The sequence below is a fragment of the Longimicrobium sp. genome (assembly GCA_036389795.1).
GTDB lineage: Bacteria > Gemmatimonadota > Gemmatimonadetes > Longimicrobiales > Longimicrobiaceae > Longimicrobium.
Window position 1 is genome coordinate 36530 of record DASVWD010000053.1, and the last position, 19963, is coordinate 56492.

Annotated in this window: 17 protein-coding genes; 8 read left to right on the forward strand and 9 right to left on the reverse strand. The window is 72.6% G+C overall.

Translation table 11 applies throughout. The features are described 5' to 3' along the window. Positions 1 to 79 precede the first annotated feature (79 nt). The 3 genes from VF746_06120 to VF746_06130 all read left to right on the forward strand — a co-directional run bounded on the left by VF746_06120 (position 80) and on the right by VF746_06130 (position 2772). Positions 80 to 991 carry a ribonuclease Z gene (locus VF746_06120; protein HEX8691973.1) on the forward strand — a complete coding sequence of 304 codons (912 nt, stop codon included), beginning with the start codon at positions 80 to 82 and terminating at the stop codon, positions 989 to 991. Positions 992 to 1130: 139 nt separating this feature from the next. Next, positions 1131 to 1487, forward strand: a complete 357-nt coding sequence (locus VF746_06125; protein ID HEX8691974.1) for a YciI family protein — start codon at positions 1131 to 1133, stop codon at positions 1485 to 1487. Between the two features lie 13 nt (positions 1488 to 1500). After that, the gene (locus tag VF746_06130) at positions 1501 to 2772 is read left to right on the forward strand and encodes an RNA polymerase sigma factor (GenBank protein ID HEX8691975.1); all 1272 of its coding nucleotides are present in this window, start codon (positions 1501 to 1503) and stop codon (positions 2770 to 2772) included. Between the two features lie 262 nt (positions 2773 to 3034). On the opposite strand, the gene VF746_06135 is transcribed toward VF746_06130, so the two are convergent. Next, positions 3035 to 5689, reverse strand: coding sequence for a hypothetical protein (locus VF746_06135; protein ID HEX8691976.1), 2655 nt, complete (start codon positions 5687 to 5689; stop codon positions 3035 to 3037). Between the two features lie 646 nt (positions 5690 to 6335). On the opposite strand from VF746_06135, the gene groES reads away from it, so the two are divergent. From groES to VF746_06155, 4 genes are all read left to right on the forward strand, one after another. Further along, complete coding sequence (gene groES, locus VF746_06140) at positions 6336 to 6638, forward strand: co-chaperone GroES (protein HEX8691977.1); 303 nt, start codon at positions 6336 to 6338, stop codon at positions 6636 to 6638. A gap of 60 nt (positions 6639 to 6698) precedes the next feature. Beyond that, the gene (gene groL / locus VF746_06145; protein HEX8691978.1) at positions 6699 to 8333 is read left to right on the forward strand and encodes a chaperonin GroEL; all 1635 of its coding nucleotides are present in this window, start codon (positions 6699 to 6701) and stop codon (positions 8331 to 8333) included. Positions 8334 to 8733: 400 nt separating this feature from the next. Beyond that, entirely contained in the window at positions 8734 to 8991 is a 258-nt protein-coding gene (locus tag VF746_06150) for a hypothetical protein (GenBank protein HEX8691979.1), read from the forward strand. Between the two features lie 567 nt (positions 8992 to 9558). Further along, positions 9559 to 10086 carry a hypothetical protein gene (locus tag VF746_06155; GenBank protein HEX8691980.1) on the forward strand — a complete coding sequence of 176 codons (528 nt, stop codon included), beginning with the start codon at positions 9559 to 9561 and terminating at the stop codon, positions 10084 to 10086. Positions 10087 to 10270: 184 nt separating this feature from the next. On the opposite strand, the gene VF746_06160 is transcribed toward VF746_06155, so the two are convergent. From VF746_06160 to VF746_06180, 5 genes are all read right to left on the reverse strand, one after another. Then, positions 10271 to 10489 (reverse strand): hypothetical protein, encoded by a 219-nt coding sequence (locus tag VF746_06160; protein HEX8691981.1) that lies wholly within the window; start codon positions 10487 to 10489, stop codon positions 10271 to 10273. 75 nt (positions 10490 to 10564) lie between these two features. Beyond that, complete coding sequence (locus tag VF746_06165) at positions 10565 to 10771, reverse strand: hypothetical protein (protein HEX8691982.1); 207 nt, start codon at positions 10769 to 10771, stop codon at positions 10565 to 10567. Between the two features lie 488 nt (positions 10772 to 11259). After that, positions 11260 to 12483 carry an NAD(P)-binding domain-containing protein gene (locus tag VF746_06170; GenBank protein HEX8691983.1) on the reverse strand — a complete coding sequence of 408 codons (1224 nt, stop codon included), beginning with the start codon at positions 12481 to 12483 and terminating at the stop codon, positions 11260 to 11262. Positions 12484 to 12507: 24 nt separating this feature from the next. Next, positions 12508 to 13734 (reverse strand): hypothetical protein, encoded by a 1227-nt coding sequence (locus tag VF746_06175; protein HEX8691984.1) that lies wholly within the window; start codon positions 13732 to 13734, stop codon positions 12508 to 12510. Continuing rightward, positions 13731 to 14924, reverse strand: coding sequence for a polysaccharide deacetylase family protein (locus VF746_06180; protein HEX8691985.1), 1194 nt, complete (start codon positions 14922 to 14924; stop codon positions 13731 to 13733). The genes VF746_06175 and VF746_06180 overlap by 4 nt, the downstream gene beginning before the upstream one ends. Before the next feature lie 645 nt (positions 14925 to 15569). Between VF746_06180 and VF746_06185 the strand changes: the two genes are divergently transcribed. Beyond that, positions 15570 to 16937 (forward strand): sigma-54 dependent transcriptional regulator, encoded by a 1368-nt coding sequence (locus VF746_06185; protein ID HEX8691986.1) that lies wholly within the window; start codon positions 15570 to 15572, stop codon positions 16935 to 16937. Here VF746_06185 and VF746_06190 read toward each other — a convergent pair. From VF746_06190 to VF746_06200, 3 genes are all read right to left on the reverse strand, one after another. Further along, complete coding sequence (locus VF746_06190; protein ID HEX8691987.1) at positions 16897 to 17910, reverse strand: HD domain-containing phosphohydrolase; 1014 nt, start codon at positions 17908 to 17910, stop codon at positions 16897 to 16899. The genes VF746_06185 and VF746_06190 overlap by 41 nt on opposite strands. A 564-nt stretch (positions 17911 to 18474) precedes the next feature. After that, positions 18475 to 19077, reverse strand: coding sequence for a YceI family protein (locus VF746_06195; GenBank protein HEX8691988.1), 603 nt, complete (start codon positions 19075 to 19077; stop codon positions 18475 to 18477). Positions 19078 to 19232: 155 nt separating this feature from the next. Further along, on the reverse strand, positions 19233 to 19835 hold the full coding sequence (locus VF746_06200; GenBank protein HEX8691989.1) for a ribonuclease H: 603 nt from the start codon (positions 19833 to 19835) through the stop codon (positions 19233 to 19235). Positions 19836 to 19963: the final 128 nt, after the last annotated feature.

Consider the following 19963-nt stretch of genomic DNA (forward strand, 5'->3'; position numbering starts at 1 on the left):
AGTGCCCAGGACCTGCAGGGTTGTTCACTGGGCACTGGGCACTGGGCACTGGGCACTCGCCAGCGAAGACTGCGGCGCGATGAGGATCACGTTCCTCGGCACCGCCGCCGCCCGCCCGACCGTCGGCCGCAACGTCTCCTCGCTCCTCGTCCAGCGCGAGGGCGACGTGATGATGTTCGACTGCGGCGAGGGGACGCAGCGGCAGATGATGCGCTTCGGCACCGGCTTCAGCTTCAGCGACATCTTCTTCACCCACCTGCACGCCGACCACTTCCTGGGCGTCATCGGGCTCCTGCGCACGCTGGGGCTGCAGGCGCGCGAGGAGCCGGTGGACCTGTGGGCGCCGCGCGGCGGCGACGTCATCCTCCGCCAGGCGGTGGAGCTCGGCGTGGAGCGCGTCCCCTTCGAGGTCAACATCCGCACCCTGGAGCCCGGCGAGGCGGTGCGGCGGGGCGCCTACGACGTGGTGCCGTTCAAGGTGCAGCACGGCGGGCGGGCGCTGGGCTACGCCCTGGTGGAGCACGAGCGGCTGGGGCGCTTCGACCCCGCCCGAGCGCGCGAGCTGGGCATCCCCGAGGGCCCGCTCTGGGGGAAGCTGCACCACGGCCAGCCGGTGGAGGTGGACGGCCGCGTGGTCCGCCCCGAGGAGCTGGTCGGCCCTCCGCGCCCGGGGCGGAAGGTGGTGTACTCCGGCGACACCCGCCCCTGCGCCGCCACGCGCGAGATCGCCGCCGGCGCCGACCTGCTGATCCACGAGGCCACCTTCGGCGACGACGAGGCCGACCGCGCCGTCGCCACCGGCCACTCCACCGCCCGCGAGGCCGCGAGCGTCGCCGCCGACGCCGGGGTGCTGCGCCTGGTCCTCACCCACTTCTCCCCCCGCTACGCCGACGACCCGCGCCTGCTGGAGAAGGAGGCCCGCGCCGTCTTCCCCGAGACGGTGTCCGCCCACGACGGGATGGTCGTCGAGGTGCCGTACCGCTCGGAGTGAGGGCCGGCCGCTCCGCGACGAGGTCCGGCTCCCGATCTGAGGCGTCCCGACGCGGCCGAAACGGGCACCTGTCGATTCCGGGCTCCCCCGAACGACTACCTGGCGTCCACGACGTTCCACCCCCGATCCGGAGGGAGTCATGCGGTACCTGTGCCTGATCTACGACGAGGAGAAGAAGCTGGCCGAGATGCCCAAGGACGAGTCCGACGCCTTCATGGGCGAGTACTTCGCCTTCACCGAGGGGATCCGCGGCAGTGGCCACTACGTGGCTGGGGAGGCGCTCCACCCCGTCCACACGGCCACCACCGTGCGGGTCCGGGGCGACCAGGTGTCCACCACCGACGGCCCCTTCGCCGAGACCAAGGAGCAGCTCGGCGGCTTCTACCTGGTCGAGGCCCGCGACCTGAACGAAGCCATCCAGATCGCCTCCCGGATCCCGTCGGCCCGCACCGGCAGCATCGAGGTGCGGCCGGTGGTGGACTTCAGCCAGCAGTAGCCGGGAGCCGCCGATGGTGGGCGAGGACGCGGCCGAAACGGCGCGGGCGGCGGTCGACGCCGTCTACCGCGCCGAGTCGCGCCGCGTCCTCGCCACATTGATCCGCATCCTCGGCGACTTCGACCTGGCCGAGGAGGCGCTGCACGACGCCTTCGCCGCGGCGCTGCAGCGGTGGCCGAGGGACGGGGTGCCCGCCAACCCCCGGGCGTGGCTGGTCTCGGCCGGCCGCTTCAAGGCCGTCGACGCCCTGCGCCGCCGCGCCCGGTCCGACCGGAAGCTGGCGGAGCTCGCCGCCCAGCTCGACGCCGCCGACGAGCCCCCGGAGCGCGACGACGGCGGCGTCGAAGACGACCGGCTGCGGCTGATCTTCACCTGCTGCCACCCGGCCCTGGCGCCCGACGCGCGGGTGGCGCTCACGCTGCGCGAGGTCTGCGGCCTCACCACCGAGGAGATCGCGCGCGCCTTCCTCACCGCCCCGCCCACGCTCGCCCAGCGGATCGTCCGCGCCAAGGCCAAGATCCGCCACGCGCGCATCCCCTACCAGGTGCCGTCGCGCGCCGACCTGCCGGAGCGGCTGGACGCCGTGCTGCACGTGGTCTACCTGGTGTTCAACGAGGGATACTCGGCGTCCGCGGGAGATTCGCTGACGCGGGCCGACCTCTCGGGCGAGGCGATCCGCCTGGGGCGGCTGCTGGCGGAGCTGCTCCCCGAGCCCGAGGTGGAGGGGCTGCTGGCGCTGATGCTGCTGCACGAGTCGCGGCGCGCCGCGCGCACCTCGCCGTCGGGCGAGCTGGTGCTGCTGGCCGACCAGGACCGCTCGCTCTGGAACCGGGAGCGGATCGCGGAGGGGACCGCGCTGGTGGAGCGGGCGCTCAGGTCGCGCCGCTTCGGCCCGTTCACCCTGCAGGCGGCCATCGCGGCCGTGCACGCCGAGGCGCCCACCGCCGCCGCCACCGACTGGGCCCAGATCGTCGGCCTCTACGACGTGCTGCTGCGGGCCGACCCCTCGCCCGTGGTGGAGCTGAACCGCGCCGCCGCCGTGGCCATGCGCGACGGCCCCGCGGCCGGCCTGGCCCTCGTCGACGCTATCCTCGCGCGCGGCGAGCTGGAGGACTACCACCTGGCGCACTCCGCGCGCGCCGACCTGTGCCGGCGGCTGGGGAGAACGGCGGAAGCCCGGGCTTCCTACGAGCGCGCCCTCGCCCTTGCGCGCCAGGAGCCGGAGCGGCGGTTCCTGCAGCGGCGGCTCGGGGAGCTGGAGGATGCCGAAGCCGGAGCCCGATGATCGTCGCGCCGCGAGTGTTGACGCGCGTCCACGGCGAACGAAGAAGCCCCGCCGGGTGCGCATCCCGGCGGGGCGTTCGTTGTCGAGGGAAGCGCTTATACCACGGTACAGAGCACCTTTCGGGTTTCCGAAACAGATTGGAATCACACAGAGACACAGAGGCCAACAGAGAACTGAAAGCTTTGGTTTTTCTCTGTGTCTCTGTGCCTCTGTGTGAGATTTTTTGCAGATCTATCCCCGAACGATCCTCTGCAAGCGGGTATCAGCCCCGCGTCCCCGACGTTCGCGCCTGCGGACGCGCGGCCACGGCCGCCGGAATCGCGCGCTGCTCCGTCGCCAGCATCAGCTTCCAGCTCTCGATCGGCGTCCCCTGCGTGCGCAGCCGGCTGGCGAGGAAGGCCAGGCGCCGCGTCTCGGCGCAGTCGCCGGGGAACGCGCCGCAGCGGATGCCGAAGCGCTGCGCCAGGTAGTACGGCGGGATCGCCTGGTAGTAGAGCGTCGCCCGCACGCTCATGGCCCCGCGGACGCGCGAGAGCGGGATGCGGTACACCAGCCGGTCTGCGCCGCCCCGGTTCCAGTAGTCCGCGTCGCGGGCGGACTCGCCGTGCGGCTGCGTCTCGTGCCAGAACGGGCCGCCGCGCCGCCACCCGCGCGGCTGCAGCCGGTTCTCCTTCACCACGCTGTCCAGCGCCAGGAAGCTGGTGGTCAGCCACCCCTCCGGGTCGGCCACCAGCTCCTCGTAGATCTGCACCTGGTCTTCGCGGGTGATCGTCTCGTGGTGCGGCTGGTAGACGCCGCCCGCGGCAGCCGGCCGGGTGAAGAACTCCGTGGCGAGCGGCTGGCTCGACGTGCCCCGCACGATCACCCCCAGCCGGTCGGTGCGCCCCGACGCCCACAGCGTGCCCTGCCCGCCCGTGACCACGAGCTCCAGGAAGGCGCGCCGGAAGCCCACCCCCGAGGGGAGCCGGTGCCCGGCCAGGTTCTCCACCCGCACCGACACCTCCAGCGAGTCGCGCACCCTGCGCACGCCCTCCACGCGCACCCGCGCCGCCTGCTCGCGCGCCAGCGCGAGCGCCGAGAGGCCGGCGTTCACCAGCGGCTGCACGCCGGCCGAGTACATGTAGTCGGTGCTGCGGATCCCCAGCGTGTCGGGGAACTGCTGGAACATCGCCAGCGTGAAGAGGTTCACCCCCATCAGCATGTGCCGGCTGAAGGTGTCGCGCACCGCCACGGTGATGGCGCTGTCGCGGGCGCGGTGGTCGGCCATGGGGTAGGTGGGGTCCTCGATGATCGCCACCCGGTAGCGCAGCCGGTCGCCGCGGAAGTCCTGCGGCATGTGGCAGCTCTGGCAGGTGCGCGCGCTGTCCCGGTCGAACGGGGGGATCTCGTCCTGGTAGACGCTGTTCAGCCACTCGGGGTAGGTGGCCTGCTCGTAGTCGGTCTTGATCTGCCGCCCCTGGCGGTCCAGCACCGGGAGCACCACGGTGTGGCAGCTGCCGCAGAGCGCGCTGGTGCGGATCTGCGGCGCGCCGCGCGGGGTGATCCCCAGCGCGTTCTTCATCGGCAGCTCGATCACGGTGTCGTACGGCCCGTTCACGTGCCCCGGCGGGTCCACCGGGAAGCGGCCGGTGAAGGTGGCGGTGTCGCCGGGGGCGATGGCCGAGACCTGGTGGCACGCCATGCAGCTGATCCCGTCGCGGGCCAGCGCGCCGTACTTCGCGCCCGGCTCCCCCGGCCCGGCGTAGACCATGTCGTGGCGGAACATGGTCCCGTCCAGCTTCGCCTGGCGCTGGCCCATCACCCCGTGGCAGCGGTAGCAGGTGGTGTCGATGAAGGTGCGCAGGTCGGGGAAGCGCGCCACCTCGCTCTCGCGCTGGGCGTGGAAGACGGGGTCGCGCCCGGCGAGGCCCATCAGCGACGCGCGCCATTCGCCGTACGGCGACAGGTTGAAGGTGTCGCGTCCGCCGGCGGTGATGAGCGCCATGTTGAAGGTGGAGGCCGAGTGGCAGCCGGTGCACTGGTCCGAGGTCAGGAACTGCTCCGGCCCGCCCGGCCCCGGCACCACGTGGTCGTACGTCTCCACCGGGAACGCCGTCCTCGCGTTCGGCGCGGCGAAGTGCCGGGAGATGCGGTACAGCGCCAGGAAGGCGGAGTCCGGCGCCGGGAGCGGCTTCGGCAGCTCGTGGCGCTGCGTCTCGTTGGCCAGCTCCACCTGCCCGTGCACCGAGAGCGCGTCCCGGCCCGGCGCGCGGGGCGCCTGGGCGGGGGCGGTGGTGAACGTCTGCACCACGAACGAGAGCGGGTCCTCCCCGGGGTCCACGTTGCGCACCGCGGCGAAGGTCAGCTCGCTCTCGGCCGAGGCGTGGCAGCGCACGCAGTAGAGCCCGAAGCCCGACGACGGGTAGTCGATCGGCCGCGCCGGCGGGTCGGCCACGCCGCGGTAGCCCCAGTACCAGCCGTCGAGCGCCCCGGCCGAGTCCCTCACCATCGTGGTCCACCCCTCCAGCTTCGCCCCGGGCGCGGCGGGCGGGGTGTACATCTCCTTGACGATGATGGCGTTGTCGTCGATGCGGCCCTGGCGGCGGCGCGCCGTCATCCACTCCCACGCGCGCGGCGAGTAGTAGACGCGCACCGCCGGGTGCGTCCCGAAGTTCCTGCCGTCGATGAACGGCCCCGTGTTGCGGACCAGGGAGTCGTGCACCCAGCCACGGTAGCACCGCCCCTCCAGGAAGGCGTTCAGCAGCCCCTCGTACGCCTGCTCGCCCACGGAGCTGGGGAGCGGGAGCGAGTCGGGGCAGGCGGGCGCGCCGGCGGCCAGCGCGGTGCCGGCGCGGCCGCCCGGCGCCAGCGCGGCGCAGAGGAGGACGGTCGCCGCGAGGGTCGCGGCGGAGAATTGCACTTCACGGCGGCGCGTCATCGCGGCTTCCCGTGACGGGTGAGATGGGGGGGAAGAGGGGGACGGTTCCGGCGCCGCCGCGCGGGGTGGATCGGGGTAGCGCGGATGATGGACTGCGGCGGGCGGAGCGGCGGATCAGGCAGGAACGTGCATACGGATGCGTGCCGCAGCCTGCATCGTCAAGGATTCCCTTCCGCCGCCAGGCCGAAAACACCGGCCCTCACACGGAGTCAACGGAGTTGACGGAGGCGGTCGTCTCCGCGCGAGCCCAGCGTCGCTGCGCCAGACCTCGCAGGATGAAGGAGTCGTAGTTCTCCCTCTCCCGCGCAGCGGGGGAGGGCCGGGGAGGGGGCATCACCGCCGCCGCCGCGCCGATGCCGGCGAAGCGGAGCGGACCCGGCCCGCCTCGGTGGTCCAGGTGGAGCGCGAGCAGCAGGCGGTCCGCCGCTCCGGCAAGCGTTCGCGCCGGAATCGGCCAAAGTGGCGCACCTGGACGGGTACGTTCCTTGTAAGCGGAGCCGGCCGGTTCTTCCTCGCGCCGTCGGCGGACCACCGCTTGACAGCGCGGCGTGGAGGCTTATTTTCGCGCTGTCGTTAGCACTCCCGGTGAACGAGTGCTAACAGCGCACAATCACCACACCCACTCAAACGTACGGAGGCTCAATCCATGGCTACCGCGACCGACATCAAGGTCAAGCCGCTCGCCGACCGGGTGGTCGTCAAGCCGCTCGAGGAGACGGAGACCATGCGGGGCGGACTCTACATCCCCGACACGGCCAAGGAAAAGCCGCAGCAGGGCGAGGTGGTCGCCGTCGGGCCCGGCAAGGTCGAGGACGGCAAGCGGGTCGAGATGGAGCTGAAGGTCGGCGACAAGGTCCTCTACGGGAAGTACAGCGGCACCGAGGTGACCGTCGACAACGAGCAGTACCTGATCCTGCGCGAGTCCGACGTGCTCGCTGTGGTCGGCTGACGGGCTGGCGCACGACCCGACTTTTCTGATTCGGAACCGATTCCCCAAGGAGAAACAGATATGGCTGCCAAGGAGCTCACTTTCGGCGTCGACGCCCGCGCCGCGCTCAAGAAGGGCGTGGACCAGCTCGCCGAGGCCGTGAAGGTCACCCTCGGCCCCAAGGGCCGCAACGTGGTCATCGACCGCAAGTTCGGCTCGCCGCTCATCACCAAGGACGGCGTGACCGTGGCCAAGGAGGTCGAGCTGGACCACCCGATCGAGAACATGGGCGCCCAGATGGTGAAGGAGGTCGCCACCAAGACCAGCGACCTGGCCGGCGACGGCACCACCACCGCCACCGTGCTGGCCCAGGCCATCTTCCGCGAGGGGCTCAAGAACGTCACCGCCGGCGCCAACCCCATGTCGCTCAAGCGCGGCATCGACAAGGCCGTCGAGCGGGTGGTGGCCGAGCTGAAGACCCTGTCGGTGGAGACCGCCGGGAAGAAGGAGATCGCCCAGGTCGGCACCATCAGCGCCAACAACGACGAGGAGATCGGCAACCTGATCGCCGACGCCATGGAGAAGGTCGGCAAGGACGGCGTGATCACCGTCGAGGAGGCCAAGGGGCTGGAGACCACGCTGGAGACCGTCGACGGCATGCAGTTCGACCGCGGCTACCTCTCGCCCTACTTCATCACCGACCCCGACCGCATGGAGGCGGTGCTGGAGGACGCGCTCATCCTCATCCACGACAAGAAGATCTCGTCGATGAAGGACCTCCTCCCGGTGCTGGAGAAGGTCGCGCAGATGGGCCGCCCGCTCCTCATCATCGCCGAGGACGTGGAGGGCGAGGCGCTGGCCACGCTGGTGGTGAACAAGCTGCGCGGCACGCTCAAGGTGGCCGCGGTGAAGGCGCCGGGCTTCGGCGACCGCCGCAAGGCCATGCTGGGCGACATCGCGGTGCTCACCGGTGGGCAGGTGATCAGCGAGGAGGTCGGCTTCAAGCTGGAGAACGCGGTGCTCAGCGACCTGGGCCGCGCCAAGCGGATCGTGATCGACAAGGACAACACCACCCTCGTCGACGGCGCCGGGCAGGAGGACGCCATCCAGGGCCGCATCAAGGAGATCCGCGCGGCCATCGACAAGACCACCTCGGACTACGACCGCGAGAAGCTGCAGGAGCGGCTGGCCAAGCTGGCCGGCGGCGTGGCGGTGATCAACGTGGGCGCCGCCACCGAGACCGAGATGAAGGAGAAGAAGGCGCGCGTGGAGGACGCCCTGCACGCCACCCGCGCGGCCGTGGAGGAGGGGGTCGTGGCCGGCGGCGGCGTGGCGCTGCTGCGCTGCCAGTCGAGCCTGAAGGAGCTCAAGCTGGAGGACGAGGACGAGCAGATCGGCGTGCGCATCGTGGAGCGCGCGCTGGAGGAGCCGATCCGCCAGATCGTGCAGAACGCGGGCGTGGAGGGCTCGATCGTGGTGGCCAAGGTGCGCGAGAGCGAGAACCGCAACTACGGCTACAACGCCCGCACCGACGAGTACGAGGACCTGGTGGACGCCGGCGTGATCGACCCCACCAAGGTCACCCGCACGGCGCTGCAGAACGCGGCGTCCATCGCCAGCCTCCTGCTCACCACCGAGAGCGTGGTGGTGGAGAAGCCGGAGAAGGACAAGGCCCCCGCCATGCCGGGCGGCGGCGGCATGGGCGACATGTACTGAGCCGGTCGGTCCCGACGGACCGGTAGGACCCCACGGACCGGCGGAAGGCTTCGGCTCTCCGCCGGTTCTGTCGTCTGCGCACCTGCCCCGCAGAGGCCTCCGGCGCTCCCGCGGCGTGAAGGCAGGCGTGGACCGCCAACGCGGCGCCGAGACCGGCGAGATGAACGCCCCTGCGGCGGCGTGGAGCCTGGCGGATCCGGAACGCCCGTGCACGTGCAGGCAAACCCTTTTCCGGCGCAATGTGCACGAATGTTGCAGCAGCCGTCCGACCCCAGCCGAACGGGCGGCGTACGACCCAAACCCGCGCCTGCCTTCCGTATCGTCTGGAATCAAACGTGTCCAGGGCCGCGCCTGACCGGGACCGCACCCGTTCTTTTTGCCTCATGCCGGGAGGACGACCATGAAGAAGCTGTCGCTCAGCCTGGACGAGCTGCGCGTGGACTCGTTCCAGACCACGCCCGCGGAGCCGGAGTCCAGGGGCACCGTGATCGGCCAGCAGTGCACCTGCGTCACGGCCTGCACGTGCCCCGGGTGCCCCACCTGCGACAACACCTGTCCCAACACCTGCGCCTACACCTGTGACGACAACACCTGCATCAGCTGCGCGAACACCTGCGCCAACACCGGTTGCACCCGGTATCAGATCTGTTACGAGTGAGGCGCTGAGGGACTCTGCCGGACGGTGACGCTCCCCGGGTGCGGTCCCGGCGGACGAACCGCGGCTCGCCCATGGGTCCAGCCGGGCCGGCACACGCGAGATCGCGTCCTCCACCGAGCGGGCAGCGTTGTCGAGCACGGCGGCGGCGTGGCGCTGCCGCGCTGCCGGGCGAGCCCGAGGGAGTTCCCCGCTCACCACCGGGAGCGTGCCGGTGGAGAAGCCGGAGAAGGAGAATGCGCCCGCCATGCCGGGCGGCGGCGGCATGGGCGACATGTACTGAGATCGTCCGGTCCGCGGACCGCCTGATCCGAGGCGGGACGGCCCGCTCCCTCGCTCGAGGGGGCGGGCCGCGTGCACTGTCGCGGTACGAGTCACGTGTCTCATGTCAATCCAGGGCAGGATGGCTCGAAGCCCGGCAAACCCTGCCGGCGCCGTCGATCCTGGCATGGCATGCCTCGTGATCGAGCGTCGGGTCGCGCCGGCGGTTCCGGCGTGGACTGGCCCTTCGCCCACCCCGAAGAGCTGTCGAGAGCGGGCCAAGGGCCCATTCCACAGCCGGAGGTGAAGATGCGACACGCCTTCCTCACCCTCGCCATCGTCCCCGCGATGGCGCTTCTCGCGGGCTGCGACGACATGAACGGCGCGACGGCGAGCATCCAGCTGCACGACGACTGCGACCCCGCGACCTTCAACGCCGCGCTCGGCGCCGGCACCTGCCTGCATCCCTCCGGCAGCACCGGGATGACGCTGGCGAGCTTCAACGCGGAGCTGAACGCGACGCACAGGGTCGCGGCCTGGAGGATCGAGCCGGCCAGCTTCAGCATCCGGGAGGGGACGACGCTCCCGGTGGTGAACACCGGCGGGGAGACGCACACCTTCACGGAGGTGGAGGCTTTCGGGGGCGGGGTGGTGCCGGCGCTCAACCAGGCGTCGGGGAACCTCACGGTGGCGCCCGAATGCGCCAACCAGGCCGAGTTCGCCAGCTCCACCGTGCTGTCCGGGCAGACGGTGCAGCACACCTTCGACGAGACGGGGACGGAGAGGTACCAGTGCTGCATCCACCCCTGGATGCGGCAGACGGTGACGGTCCGCTGAGAGTCGGGACGGCGCCTGATCAGAGCGCTCGACAACCCCTGAATCGTACTGGGCGGGGTTTGCCGAGCGCGCGACGAGCGGCCCCGCTCCCTCGCACGAGGGGGCGGGGCCGCTCTTCTGACCCGAGGTCTGGCGCGGCGATCCGCTTCCCCGCGCGTTCGCGGGGAAACGGACCGGGCCGGGTTCACATGCAGCAGTCGTACGTTTCGACGCAGCTTCCCCAGCACGACAGGCCGCAGGTGTCCACGCAGCTCGCCTCGGGGATGCACGACCACTCGCCGGAGAAGCAGTTGGGCGGCCGCGAGCCCTCGTTCGCCCGCACCGTGCCGCGCCGCGTCTCGGGCCTGCGCGTGGTCTCGAAGGTGTCCACCCGCAGCTCTTCCACCTTCAGCCTGAGCTTCATCGCGAGCTCTCCTGAGATCGGGTTGCTTCTCGAGCCGCTACCCGGCGGCCCGAGGCGGCGCGGCACCGGCCGGAGCTACTGGGGGCACTGCGTCTCGGGGTAGCCGCACGAGTACACGAACACCGTTTCTCCGCACGCGTCCACCGGACAGCTCTCCTGGCACATCGTCGCCACCCGCGACGGCCTGGCGAAGCCGCGCACGGTCCCGCGCGCGGGCGCGGCGTCCTCCGAAACCACGAACGTCTCCACGCTCAGGTCGTCGATCTTCAGCTTGTGCTTCATGGGGATCTCTCTCTTCAGGATGGTGGTCGGACGCGCATGGCCGGCAGGACGGCGCGGGAAAGGACGTCGCGTGCTCGGCCGGGCGTTTGTACGGTGACGCATTATACTCGAAGATGAAATGTAGCGGAATACGTGGTTCCGTACCGGCCAGACTTCGCTGAACCCCCCCCCGCGAAGGCGATGCGGGAAGACGCAGCCGGGAGGCGGCACGGGGGGAGACGCCCGGGGTCCGCGGTTCGCCCTTCGCGTTCGGCACCCAGGCGACCGCTCGCGCCACCCCTCGTGCCGCGAGCGCGTGAGACGCCGCGCGAAGAGCTTGCGAGGGCGCTAAGTGGGCGGGGTGATTCGCGTATTGCTCCCGCGCCCTCTCTTCGACGCGCGCCCCGGACCTGCTGCTGCCGGACGTGAACCTCCCCGGGCTCGCCGGGCTCTCCCCGGGTCGGTGGACTTCACCACCCGCAGGCGTTTGCGCCGGCGGGGCGGGGCCCTCACCCCGCCGGCTCCGCCTCCGGCGTGGAGCGGACCGCGGCGCGGAGGGGGGCGGCGGCGCGGGTGGGGGCGACGGCGCGCACCAGTCGCGTGGCGGCGTAGTGCGACCCGGAGACGAAGCGCATCAGCGGGCCGAAGCTGAGCGCGGCGGGGGCGCCGAGGAAGTGGAGGCCCGGGACCGACGACTCCATCCCCGCCGAGAGGACCGGATAGCCGCCCGCGTGGCGCAGCTCCCGCAGCAGCTCGGGCGGGAGGAAGGGGTAGCGCGCCACGTCCACCTGGTAGCCCGTCCCCAGCAGCAGGTGGTCCGCCGTGCAGCGCGTGCCGTCGTCCAGCGTCACCGCGACCCCGCCTCCCTCCGGCGCGGCGCGGACCAGGCGGCGGCCGGTGCGCAGCGTCACGCCGGCCAGGCGCGGGCGCAGCCACTGCGAGCCCGCGGGGCGGATGGCGCGCCGGCTCACCCAGTCGCGCAGGGGGCGGGGGAGCGAGCGCAGCAGCCGCGGCGCGGAGACGATGCGGTTGATCCCCGGCGGGCCCACGTCCTCGCGCGTGTACGCCAGCCGGGCGAGCCCGCCCAGCGCGCCGCGCACCGTGTCGCCGCGCAGGAAGTGGATGCGCGGCGCGCGGGCGACCACCTCCACCTCCGCCCCGGCTTCGTGCAGGAGCGCGGCGGACTCCAGCGCGCTCTGTCCGCCGCCCACCACCAGCACCCGGCGCCCGCGGAAGACCGACAGGTCCCGGTGCTCCGACACGTGCGACGCCCGCTCGGCCGGGAGGCCGCGCGCCTCCGCCGGCCGCCGCGCGAACGGGGCGATCCCCGCCGCCACGGCCACGCGGCGCGCGTGGACCGTCTCCCCGTCCTCCAGCCGCACCCGGAAGCCGCGCCCCGCCCGCTCGACGCGCTCCACCCGGCGGTCCTCCAGGTGGGGCACCGCCCGCGCCTGCATCCACCGGCCGTAGGCGATGAAGTCGTCCAGCGGGACGGGGCGGGAGAGCGCGCCCTCCCGCCACGCTTCGTACGCGCCGAGCGAGTGCGGCCCGTCGGGGTCGCCGATGTGCGACGCCTCCCACGACGAGCGCAGCTTCATCCCGCGCGGCATCGCGGCCCAGAAATCCATGGCGCGGCCGAAGACGCGGGTCTCCACGCCCGCGGCGTGGAGCCGCTCCGCCGCCGCCAGGCCGTAGGGGCCGGCCCCGATCACGATCGCGTGGCACTCGCTCATCGTCGTCCTGCTCCGGTATCCGCTTCAGTATCCGCGCTTGGCGGCCAGGTACGGCACCAGCGCCAGCTCCGCCATCCCGGGGAGCGGGTCGTCCCGGCAGAAGACGGACTCCGCGTCGGCGCTCCGCAGGCTCTTCAGGTACTGCAGCACGCCGACCCGCCGCGCCGCCACCTCCAGCACGCCGGTCGGCAGGTCCGTCACCAGGCGGACCCAGCGCACCCCGGGGCGGGCCCGGCAGGGACGCACCCGCTCGCCCGCCTGGTCGGCGAAGAGGAGGGCGGGGAAGTCCACCCCCGCCGCGCGCCCGAGCGCGTGGTACCCCCAGGCGCGCGCGTTCACGTCCAGCACCTTGAAGCGCCCGTCGCGCGGGTCGTGCTTGAACTCCACCTCCGCCAGCCCGTAGTAGCCCATTCCGCCCAGCAGCTCGAGCGCCAGCTCCTCCACCGCCGGCTCCTCCACCGTCTCCACGTACGTGCTGGCCCGGCCGAACTCCGGGGGGTGCTGCCGCAGGCGCCGGACGGTCATGGCGGCCAGCGGGCGGCCCTCCTTGAAGAAGGTGCAGAACGAGTACTGCCGCCGTCCGTCGCCGGGGACGAGCTCCTGCACCAGCACCTCGCCGGGGCCGCAGAGCGCGGCCGCCCGGCGCACGCGCTCCACCAGCTCGGCGCGGGTGTCGGCGCGCCACGCCTTCGCCTTCGTGGCGTAGAGGAAGCGCCCCTTGACCGCCGGCTTCACCGCGAAGGGGCCCTCCGCGTCCAGCGCCGCCGCCTCGTCGGGCCCGTGCACGGTCCAGGTGCGCGGCGCGGGGACGCCGAGCCGCGCCGCCAGCTGGTACGTGTTGCGCTTGTCCAGCGCCCAGCGGGCGACCTCCCACTCCGGCACCGGGACGCGGAAGCGCTCCGCGAGCCGCGCGCCCTCCCGGGAGAACGCCCCCACCGTCTCGTCGCGGGTGGGGTACAGCACCCACCCCTCCAGCCCCAGCCGCTCCCCGGCCTCGAGCACCGCGTCCACCGTCCGCCCGTGGTCGCGCAGGTCGGCGACGCGCACGTGGTGCCTGCAGTAGCGGGAGAAGCGCGCGATGGAGCGCTCGTCGTCCAGCACGCACACGGGGATGCCGCGCCGGCCCAGGCTGCGCACGATCCCCAGGCCGTTGAAGTCGCCGCCCACCACCACCGCGCCGCCGGGACGCGCGGCGGCGGGGGGCGGCGCGGGCGGGAGGCCCGCCCGGGCGGGCGCGGCGGCGGGCGTCACCGGCGGGTCTCCCACAGGCGCAGGGCGAAGTCCTGCAGGGTCATGCAGTCGATGTCGCCGGTGACCGAGAGGGCGCTGCGCGCGCCGTCCGGCCAGCGGCCCAGGCGCACCAGCGGCCCCCCCGACGACTCCACCGCCGCCAGGACCGCCTTTTCGTCCACCTCGCCGGCCGCGTCCACCCAGGCGCCGAAGCGGGCCGGCTCCGCGCCGCGCTCCGCCGGGAACCCCTCCTCCGCCAGGAAGGCGAGCACCGGCGCGGGCGTGCGGGGGGAGACGCCCACCACCGGCCTGCGCCCGGCGGCCACCTCGAGCTCGCGCGCCGGGGCGACGCGGTCCGGGCCGTGCCAGGGGAGCGCGTCCACGCCGGGGAGCCCCCGCACCAGCAGCGTCGCCCGCGGGTCGCCGTCCATGCGCACCCGGTACCGGCCCGCCTCCAGCGGCATCACCTCCAGCCGCGTGCGGGCGCGGCGCCGCCACCACTCCGCCACCTGCTCCAGGGTGGCGATCCACACCGCGGGGCGGCGGGCGCGCGCCTCAGCCAGGGTGGCGGCCAGCACGGCCGCGCACTCGTCGGCCCGCTCCGGGTGGAGCTGCACGGTGAACAGCTCGCCGGCGCGCCAGGTGGCGTCCAGCGTGGCCAGCCAGGCGGCGCTCTGCTCCTGCGGGCCCAGGCGCAGCCGCTCCACCATGATCTCGTCGTCGGGCAGCGCCACGGGGATGTGGACCACGCCGGAGCGGAGCGCCGGGCGCACGGCCACGCGGCCCGCGTCCACCGCGGCGCCGTAGAGGTGGCGCAGCGTGCGGCCGTACGCCTCCGCCGCCCGGGGCCCGAGCGCGGGCGCCGTGTCGAAGACGACCGGCTGCGTGCTGTGGTAGAGCAGCCCCAGCTCCCGCACCGCCTGGTCGGTGGCGGGGTTGCCGCGCAGGAACGGGCAGCGGAAGCCGCGGTACGGCACCCCCGCCGCCCGGAACAGCTCCGCCGCCCGGGCGATGCTGGCGCGCTGCTCCTCCAGCGAGCGCAGGCTGTGGTCGTCGTGCACCAGGCCGTGGATGGCGAACTCCACCCCGCGCTCCACGAAGCGGCCGATCGCGCGGCGGTTGCGGTCGAGGATGCAGGCGGTGATGGCCCACGACGGCCGCACGCCGAAGCGCGCCGTCAGCTCGTCGAGGCGCCGCAGACGCTCTTCCATGGGGGCGGCCGTCACCCCGAACCGCGAGACGATGGAGCGGGCCCGCGTGGCCGCTCCGCCGGCTCCGCGGTGGCGCATCGAGAACAGGACACCCACAGAACTACGTCACCGGGAGAGGTCGGACGGGCGCCGTCGGCGCGTGGGGAACCACGTCCGCCGCGGCAACAGATGTTCCCGGCCGCTTCGTGTCGCCTAACCCGAAGGGCCGGATGGACTTACCTCCCGAAGACGCCCGTGCCTGCGGCGCTTCCCGGCTGCATCGGCGCATTGCAGCGTGTAACAGCGTGTGACGTCGGCGTTCATCGGCCGCGGGCCGGCAGGAAAGGTCTCGTACCGGATCCCGGAGCATCCCGCTGGTGCCTGCCGTCGTCCCGAGGCCCCGCTCCCGCCGGGCCGGCATCCGCCCCGATGAGCGGAGTGCCGGGGATCCGCCGCTCGCCACGCACGGGCGCGGGATGCCGACCCGGCTTCGCGCAGGGGCGGCGGGGCCGGGCCAGAGCCGAATCCGACGGCGTCCACGTGGCCGGATGCGCTCCCGCCGCGCACGGCCGGGCGCGACGCCTTGCGGAAAGACCGCGAGGGCGCTAAGTAGGCGGGGCGATTCGGCAGATTACGTCCCTCCTCTTCCTCCCCCGACGGTTCCGCATGCCCCGCTCCGTGCTGCTGGTCGACGACGAGCCTTCCGTCCTGCGTGTCCTCGCCCGCTTCTTCGAGCGCCAGGAGTGGGAGGTGTACCAGGCGCTCTCGGGCGAGGACGGCGTGCGCACCTTCGACGCGCAGCACCCGGACCTGGTGCTGCTGGACGTGAACCTCCCCGGGCTCTCGGGGCTGCAGGTGCTGGAGATCCTGGTGGCCCGCGGCGCCACCGTGGTGATGCTCACGGGCCAGGCCGAGGTGGACACGGCGGTGGAGGCCATGCAGCTGGGCGCCGAGAGCTTCCTGCCGAAGCCGGTGGACTTCACCCACCTGCAGGCGGCGGCCGAGCGGGCGGTGGAGAAGGTGGAGCTCAGGCGCGCCAACCAGCTCCTGGCCGAGCGCATGGCCGAGCAGAGCCGGGTGGGCGCGCTGGGCGAGTCGGCGAAGATGCGCGACCTGGCGCGCCAGGTGGACCTGCTGGCGGCCAGCCCGTACACCAGCGCGCTGCTCCTGGGCGAGAGCGGCACGGGGAAGAGCTTCGTGGCGCAGATGATCCACGCGCGGAGCCCCCGAGCGCGCGGGCCGTTCGTGGAGATCAACTGCGCGGGGCTCTCGGCCACCTTCCTCGACTCGGAGCTCTTCGGCCACGAGCGGGGCGCCTTCACCGACGCCAAGGAGATGAAGCGCGGCCTGTTCGAGGTGGCCGACCACGGCACGCTCTTCCTGGACGAGATCGGCGACCTGGACCCGGGGCTGCAGCCCAAGCTGCTCAGGGTGCTGGAGACGCACACCTTCCGGCGGCTGGGCGGCACGCGCGAGATCGAGGTGGACGTGCGGCTGGTCGCCGCCACCAACCGGGACCTGCAGGCGGAGGTGCGCGCCGGGCGCTTCCGCGAGGACCTCTTCTACCGCCTCTCGGTGTTCCCGCTCACCATCCCGCCGCTGCGAGAGCGCTCGCGCGAGGACGTGCTGGAGCTGATCCACACGTCTTTGAGCGACCTGCGGCGGCGCCACCCCGACGCGCCGGAGGAGCTCTCGGCGAAGGCGCTGGACCTGCTGGTGGGCTACGCCTGGCCGGGGAACGTGCGCGAGCTGAGGAACGCGCTGGAGCGCGCCCTGGTGCTGGCGCGCGGCGCGGAGCGGATCGGCCCCGAGCACCTCCCCGAGCAGGTGCGCGCGCCGGGGGCGCCCCGGGCGCAGCGGCAGGACTGGGAGGTGCTGACGCTGGAAGAGGTGGAGCGGCGCCACATCGAGCGCACGCTCCACCTCACCGGGGGCAACCGCACGCTGGCGGCCGAGAAGCTGGGGATCTCGCGCGCCACCCTGCACGCCAAGATCAAGGAATACGGGCTTCAGGCCGTGGGGCGGGAGACATGAGCCGCAGGAAGGCGTCGACCACCTGCGGGTGGAAGCGCTTGCCGGCGCCGCCCTGGAGCACGTTCTCCCAGTAGTCGCGCGGGAGGGGGCCGCGGTAGCTCCGGGGCGACACCATGGCGTCGTAGGCGTCGACCACGCGGAGGATGCCTGCCAGGAGGAACTCGGGGGAGGCGGCGTCCAGGTGCAGCCCCAGGTCCACGTAGTCGCTCCCCTGGTGCTCGATGAGCGGGGCGATGCGGCGCAAGGAAGGCACCCCGCGCACGATCTCGGCGCCCGCGCGGGCGTGCGAGCGGATGCGCTCCAGCTCTTCGGGCGAGAGCGGCTCGGTCTTGTGCAGCAGCTCCAGCGGGATGCTCCCCTTGCCGATCTCGTGCAGGGTGGCGGCGGTCTCCAGGAGCTCGGCCTCGGCGTCGGGCACCTGCATCACGCGGGCGACGCGGCGGCAGAGCTCGGCCACGCGGGTGGAGTGGCCGTGCATGTAGGGGTCGCGGGCGGCGATGGTCGCGGCCAGCGCGTTCACCGTCTCGCGCTGCATGTCGCGCATGGCCTGCTGCATCCGCGCGATCTCGCGCCACACCTCGGCGCGCAGCGCGTGCAGCTCGCGGCCCATGTGCAGCACCGCGTCCTCCACGCGCCGGCGCACGTCGTCGGGGGCGAAGGGGCGGGGGAGCGCGGTCACCTGCTCGGGGAGCGCCGCGGTGCCGCGGCCGAACACCGCCGAGAACGGCGCGCCCTCCTCGACCACCACCATGTGGCGCCCCACGCGGTTCATCTCGCGGAAGCGCCAGACGTACTCGATCCCCTCCAGCGAGCGCTCCGAGCCCAGGTCGCTGATCACCAGGTCGGGGACCAGCCCCTCGTCCAGGATGCGCAGCGCCTCGTCGCCGTTGGAGACCGAGAGCGCCAGGTGCTCGCCCGCGCGCAGGATGGGCTCCAGCTCCGCGACTACCTCTTCGCGGTCGCTGACGATCATGATTCGTCCGCTCAGCATGGCTCCAGCCTGGTGAAAGTGCGAAGTGCGAGGTGCGGAGTGCTCCCCCCGAACGGCCCGCGCGCCGGCCTTCCTTCCCCGACCCCGTGCGAATCGGGACGACGCGCGAGCCGCCCGGAGGAGCTCGGCGCGCCGTTCGCCCGGCGGCGCCGCAGGTCGACTCGCGCCGGGACAATGCGAGCCGCGGGCCAGGCGGCATCGTCCGGTAAGTGTTTGTGGTGATTGTACTTGGGGGATCGGTGCGGCCGGGCGAGGGTGTCGGGAGATCAGCCGCGCAGGTGTGGGGACGGAGCGCAAATCGAAGGGCTGCAAGCACTTGCGGCGGAGGGTCGGAAATCTGTACGCGTCGCCTGCCGCTGTGTGACTCCTGGTTCGAAAAACGACAAAGCCTCACGCAGAGTCAGCAGAGTCAGCAGAGAACTCATCACCCGGCGGGTTTTCCTCTGCTTCCTCTGCGTGAGGCTTTTGTTTTTTCGGATCTCACGAATGTGACGGGGCGTCCCGATGGCCGGAGCGCCCCGTCATTGTTCTGATCGTCTTCTGAAATCAGCTTCCCGCCCGGCGGAAGACGACGTGGAAGCGCAGTGTCAGCTCGTCGCGCACGCGGGTCATCCCGCCCATGCGGGTCGGCGGGCGCATGCCGTACTCGGTGAACTTCGCCGGGAGCTGGCCGTCGACGGTGAGGGTGCCGTCCGACTGCGTCACGGTGGCGGGGATCTCCACCTCGCGCGTGGCCGCCTTGATGGTGAGCCGCCCGTGCAGCGTCACCGCGCGCCCGCCCTCCGCCGCGCCCCCGGAGGGGGTGACGCGCTCCAGGACGAAGCGGATCCACGGGTACCGCTCGACCTCCATCTCGTCGCGCAGGTGCCGGTTGCGCAGCGCGATCCCCGTCCCGAAGCTCCCCGCGTCCACGCTCACCTCGCCGCGCGTCCCGGCGAGCGTCTCCGCGTCGCCCACGTCCACCCAGCCGCTCACCCGCTGCGCCCGCCCGCTGAAGCGCCCCATCGTGGCGCTCGCGTCGAACGACACGCGCGTCTCCGCCGGCACCAGCTCGTAGCGCGTCTGCGCGGCGGCCGGGTCCGCGGCGGCGGCGAGGAGGACGGCGGTGCAGAGTGGGATCGACCGGCGGGCGAGGGACGGCGGGACCATGCTCCACCTCCGGCGACGCGGATGGGATCGGCTGCGGGCAGGGACAGTCTACTCCACTGCGGCACCGGGGTTTCTCCAATCGGTCTCTCGCGCCGCCCGGGTTTCGTCACCGCGGAACGGTCGAGGCAGGCCTCGACCTGCGGAGTTCGACGTGGTCAGCGGCGCGGGGCGGCGCGGGCGGGCTTGAACTCGTAGTTCTCGGGCGGCATCGGGAAGTAGTCGAGGTAGCGCTCCTTCTCCTGCTCCTGGGCGATCCACTCTTCGAACTTGGACGGCACCAGGCCGCCGCTGTCGATCTGCTTCGAGGCGGCGACGATGGCCAGGTGGTTGGCGTACTCGTTCTGCGGGTGGCCGGCGTGGCCCTTCACCCACTTCCACTCGATGCGGTGGCGGCGGGCGGCCTCCACCAGCGCGCGCCACGCCTCCAGGTTCTCGATCTCGCCCGTCTTGCGCTTCCACCCGCGCGCCGACCACCCGTGCACCCACTCGCTCATCCCGTCCACCAGGTAGCGGCTGTCGGTGGTGAACACCACGCGCGAGGGGCCCCTGAGCGCCTCCAGCGGGATCAGCGCGCTGCGGATGGCCATGCGGTTGTTGGTGGTGTCGGGCTCCGACGTCCAGAAGTCGCGCCGGATCCAGCCCTTCTGCAGGTGCCAGTACTCCACCACGCCGGCGGCGCCGCCGGGGCGCTTCTGGTGCTTGAACTGGTTCCCCAGGCAGCTCTCGTCGGCGTAGATGAAGACCAGCGGCTCGGACATCCCTCTCCCGGGGCGAAAGGCGGCGGACGGCGGAGCGGAAATCTACCCCGGTCCTCACCGCCTGCCAAACCCGGCCCGGTCATCGTAATGCCCGATGCGGGTGAATAGAGGGTGATCAGAAGTGGCGT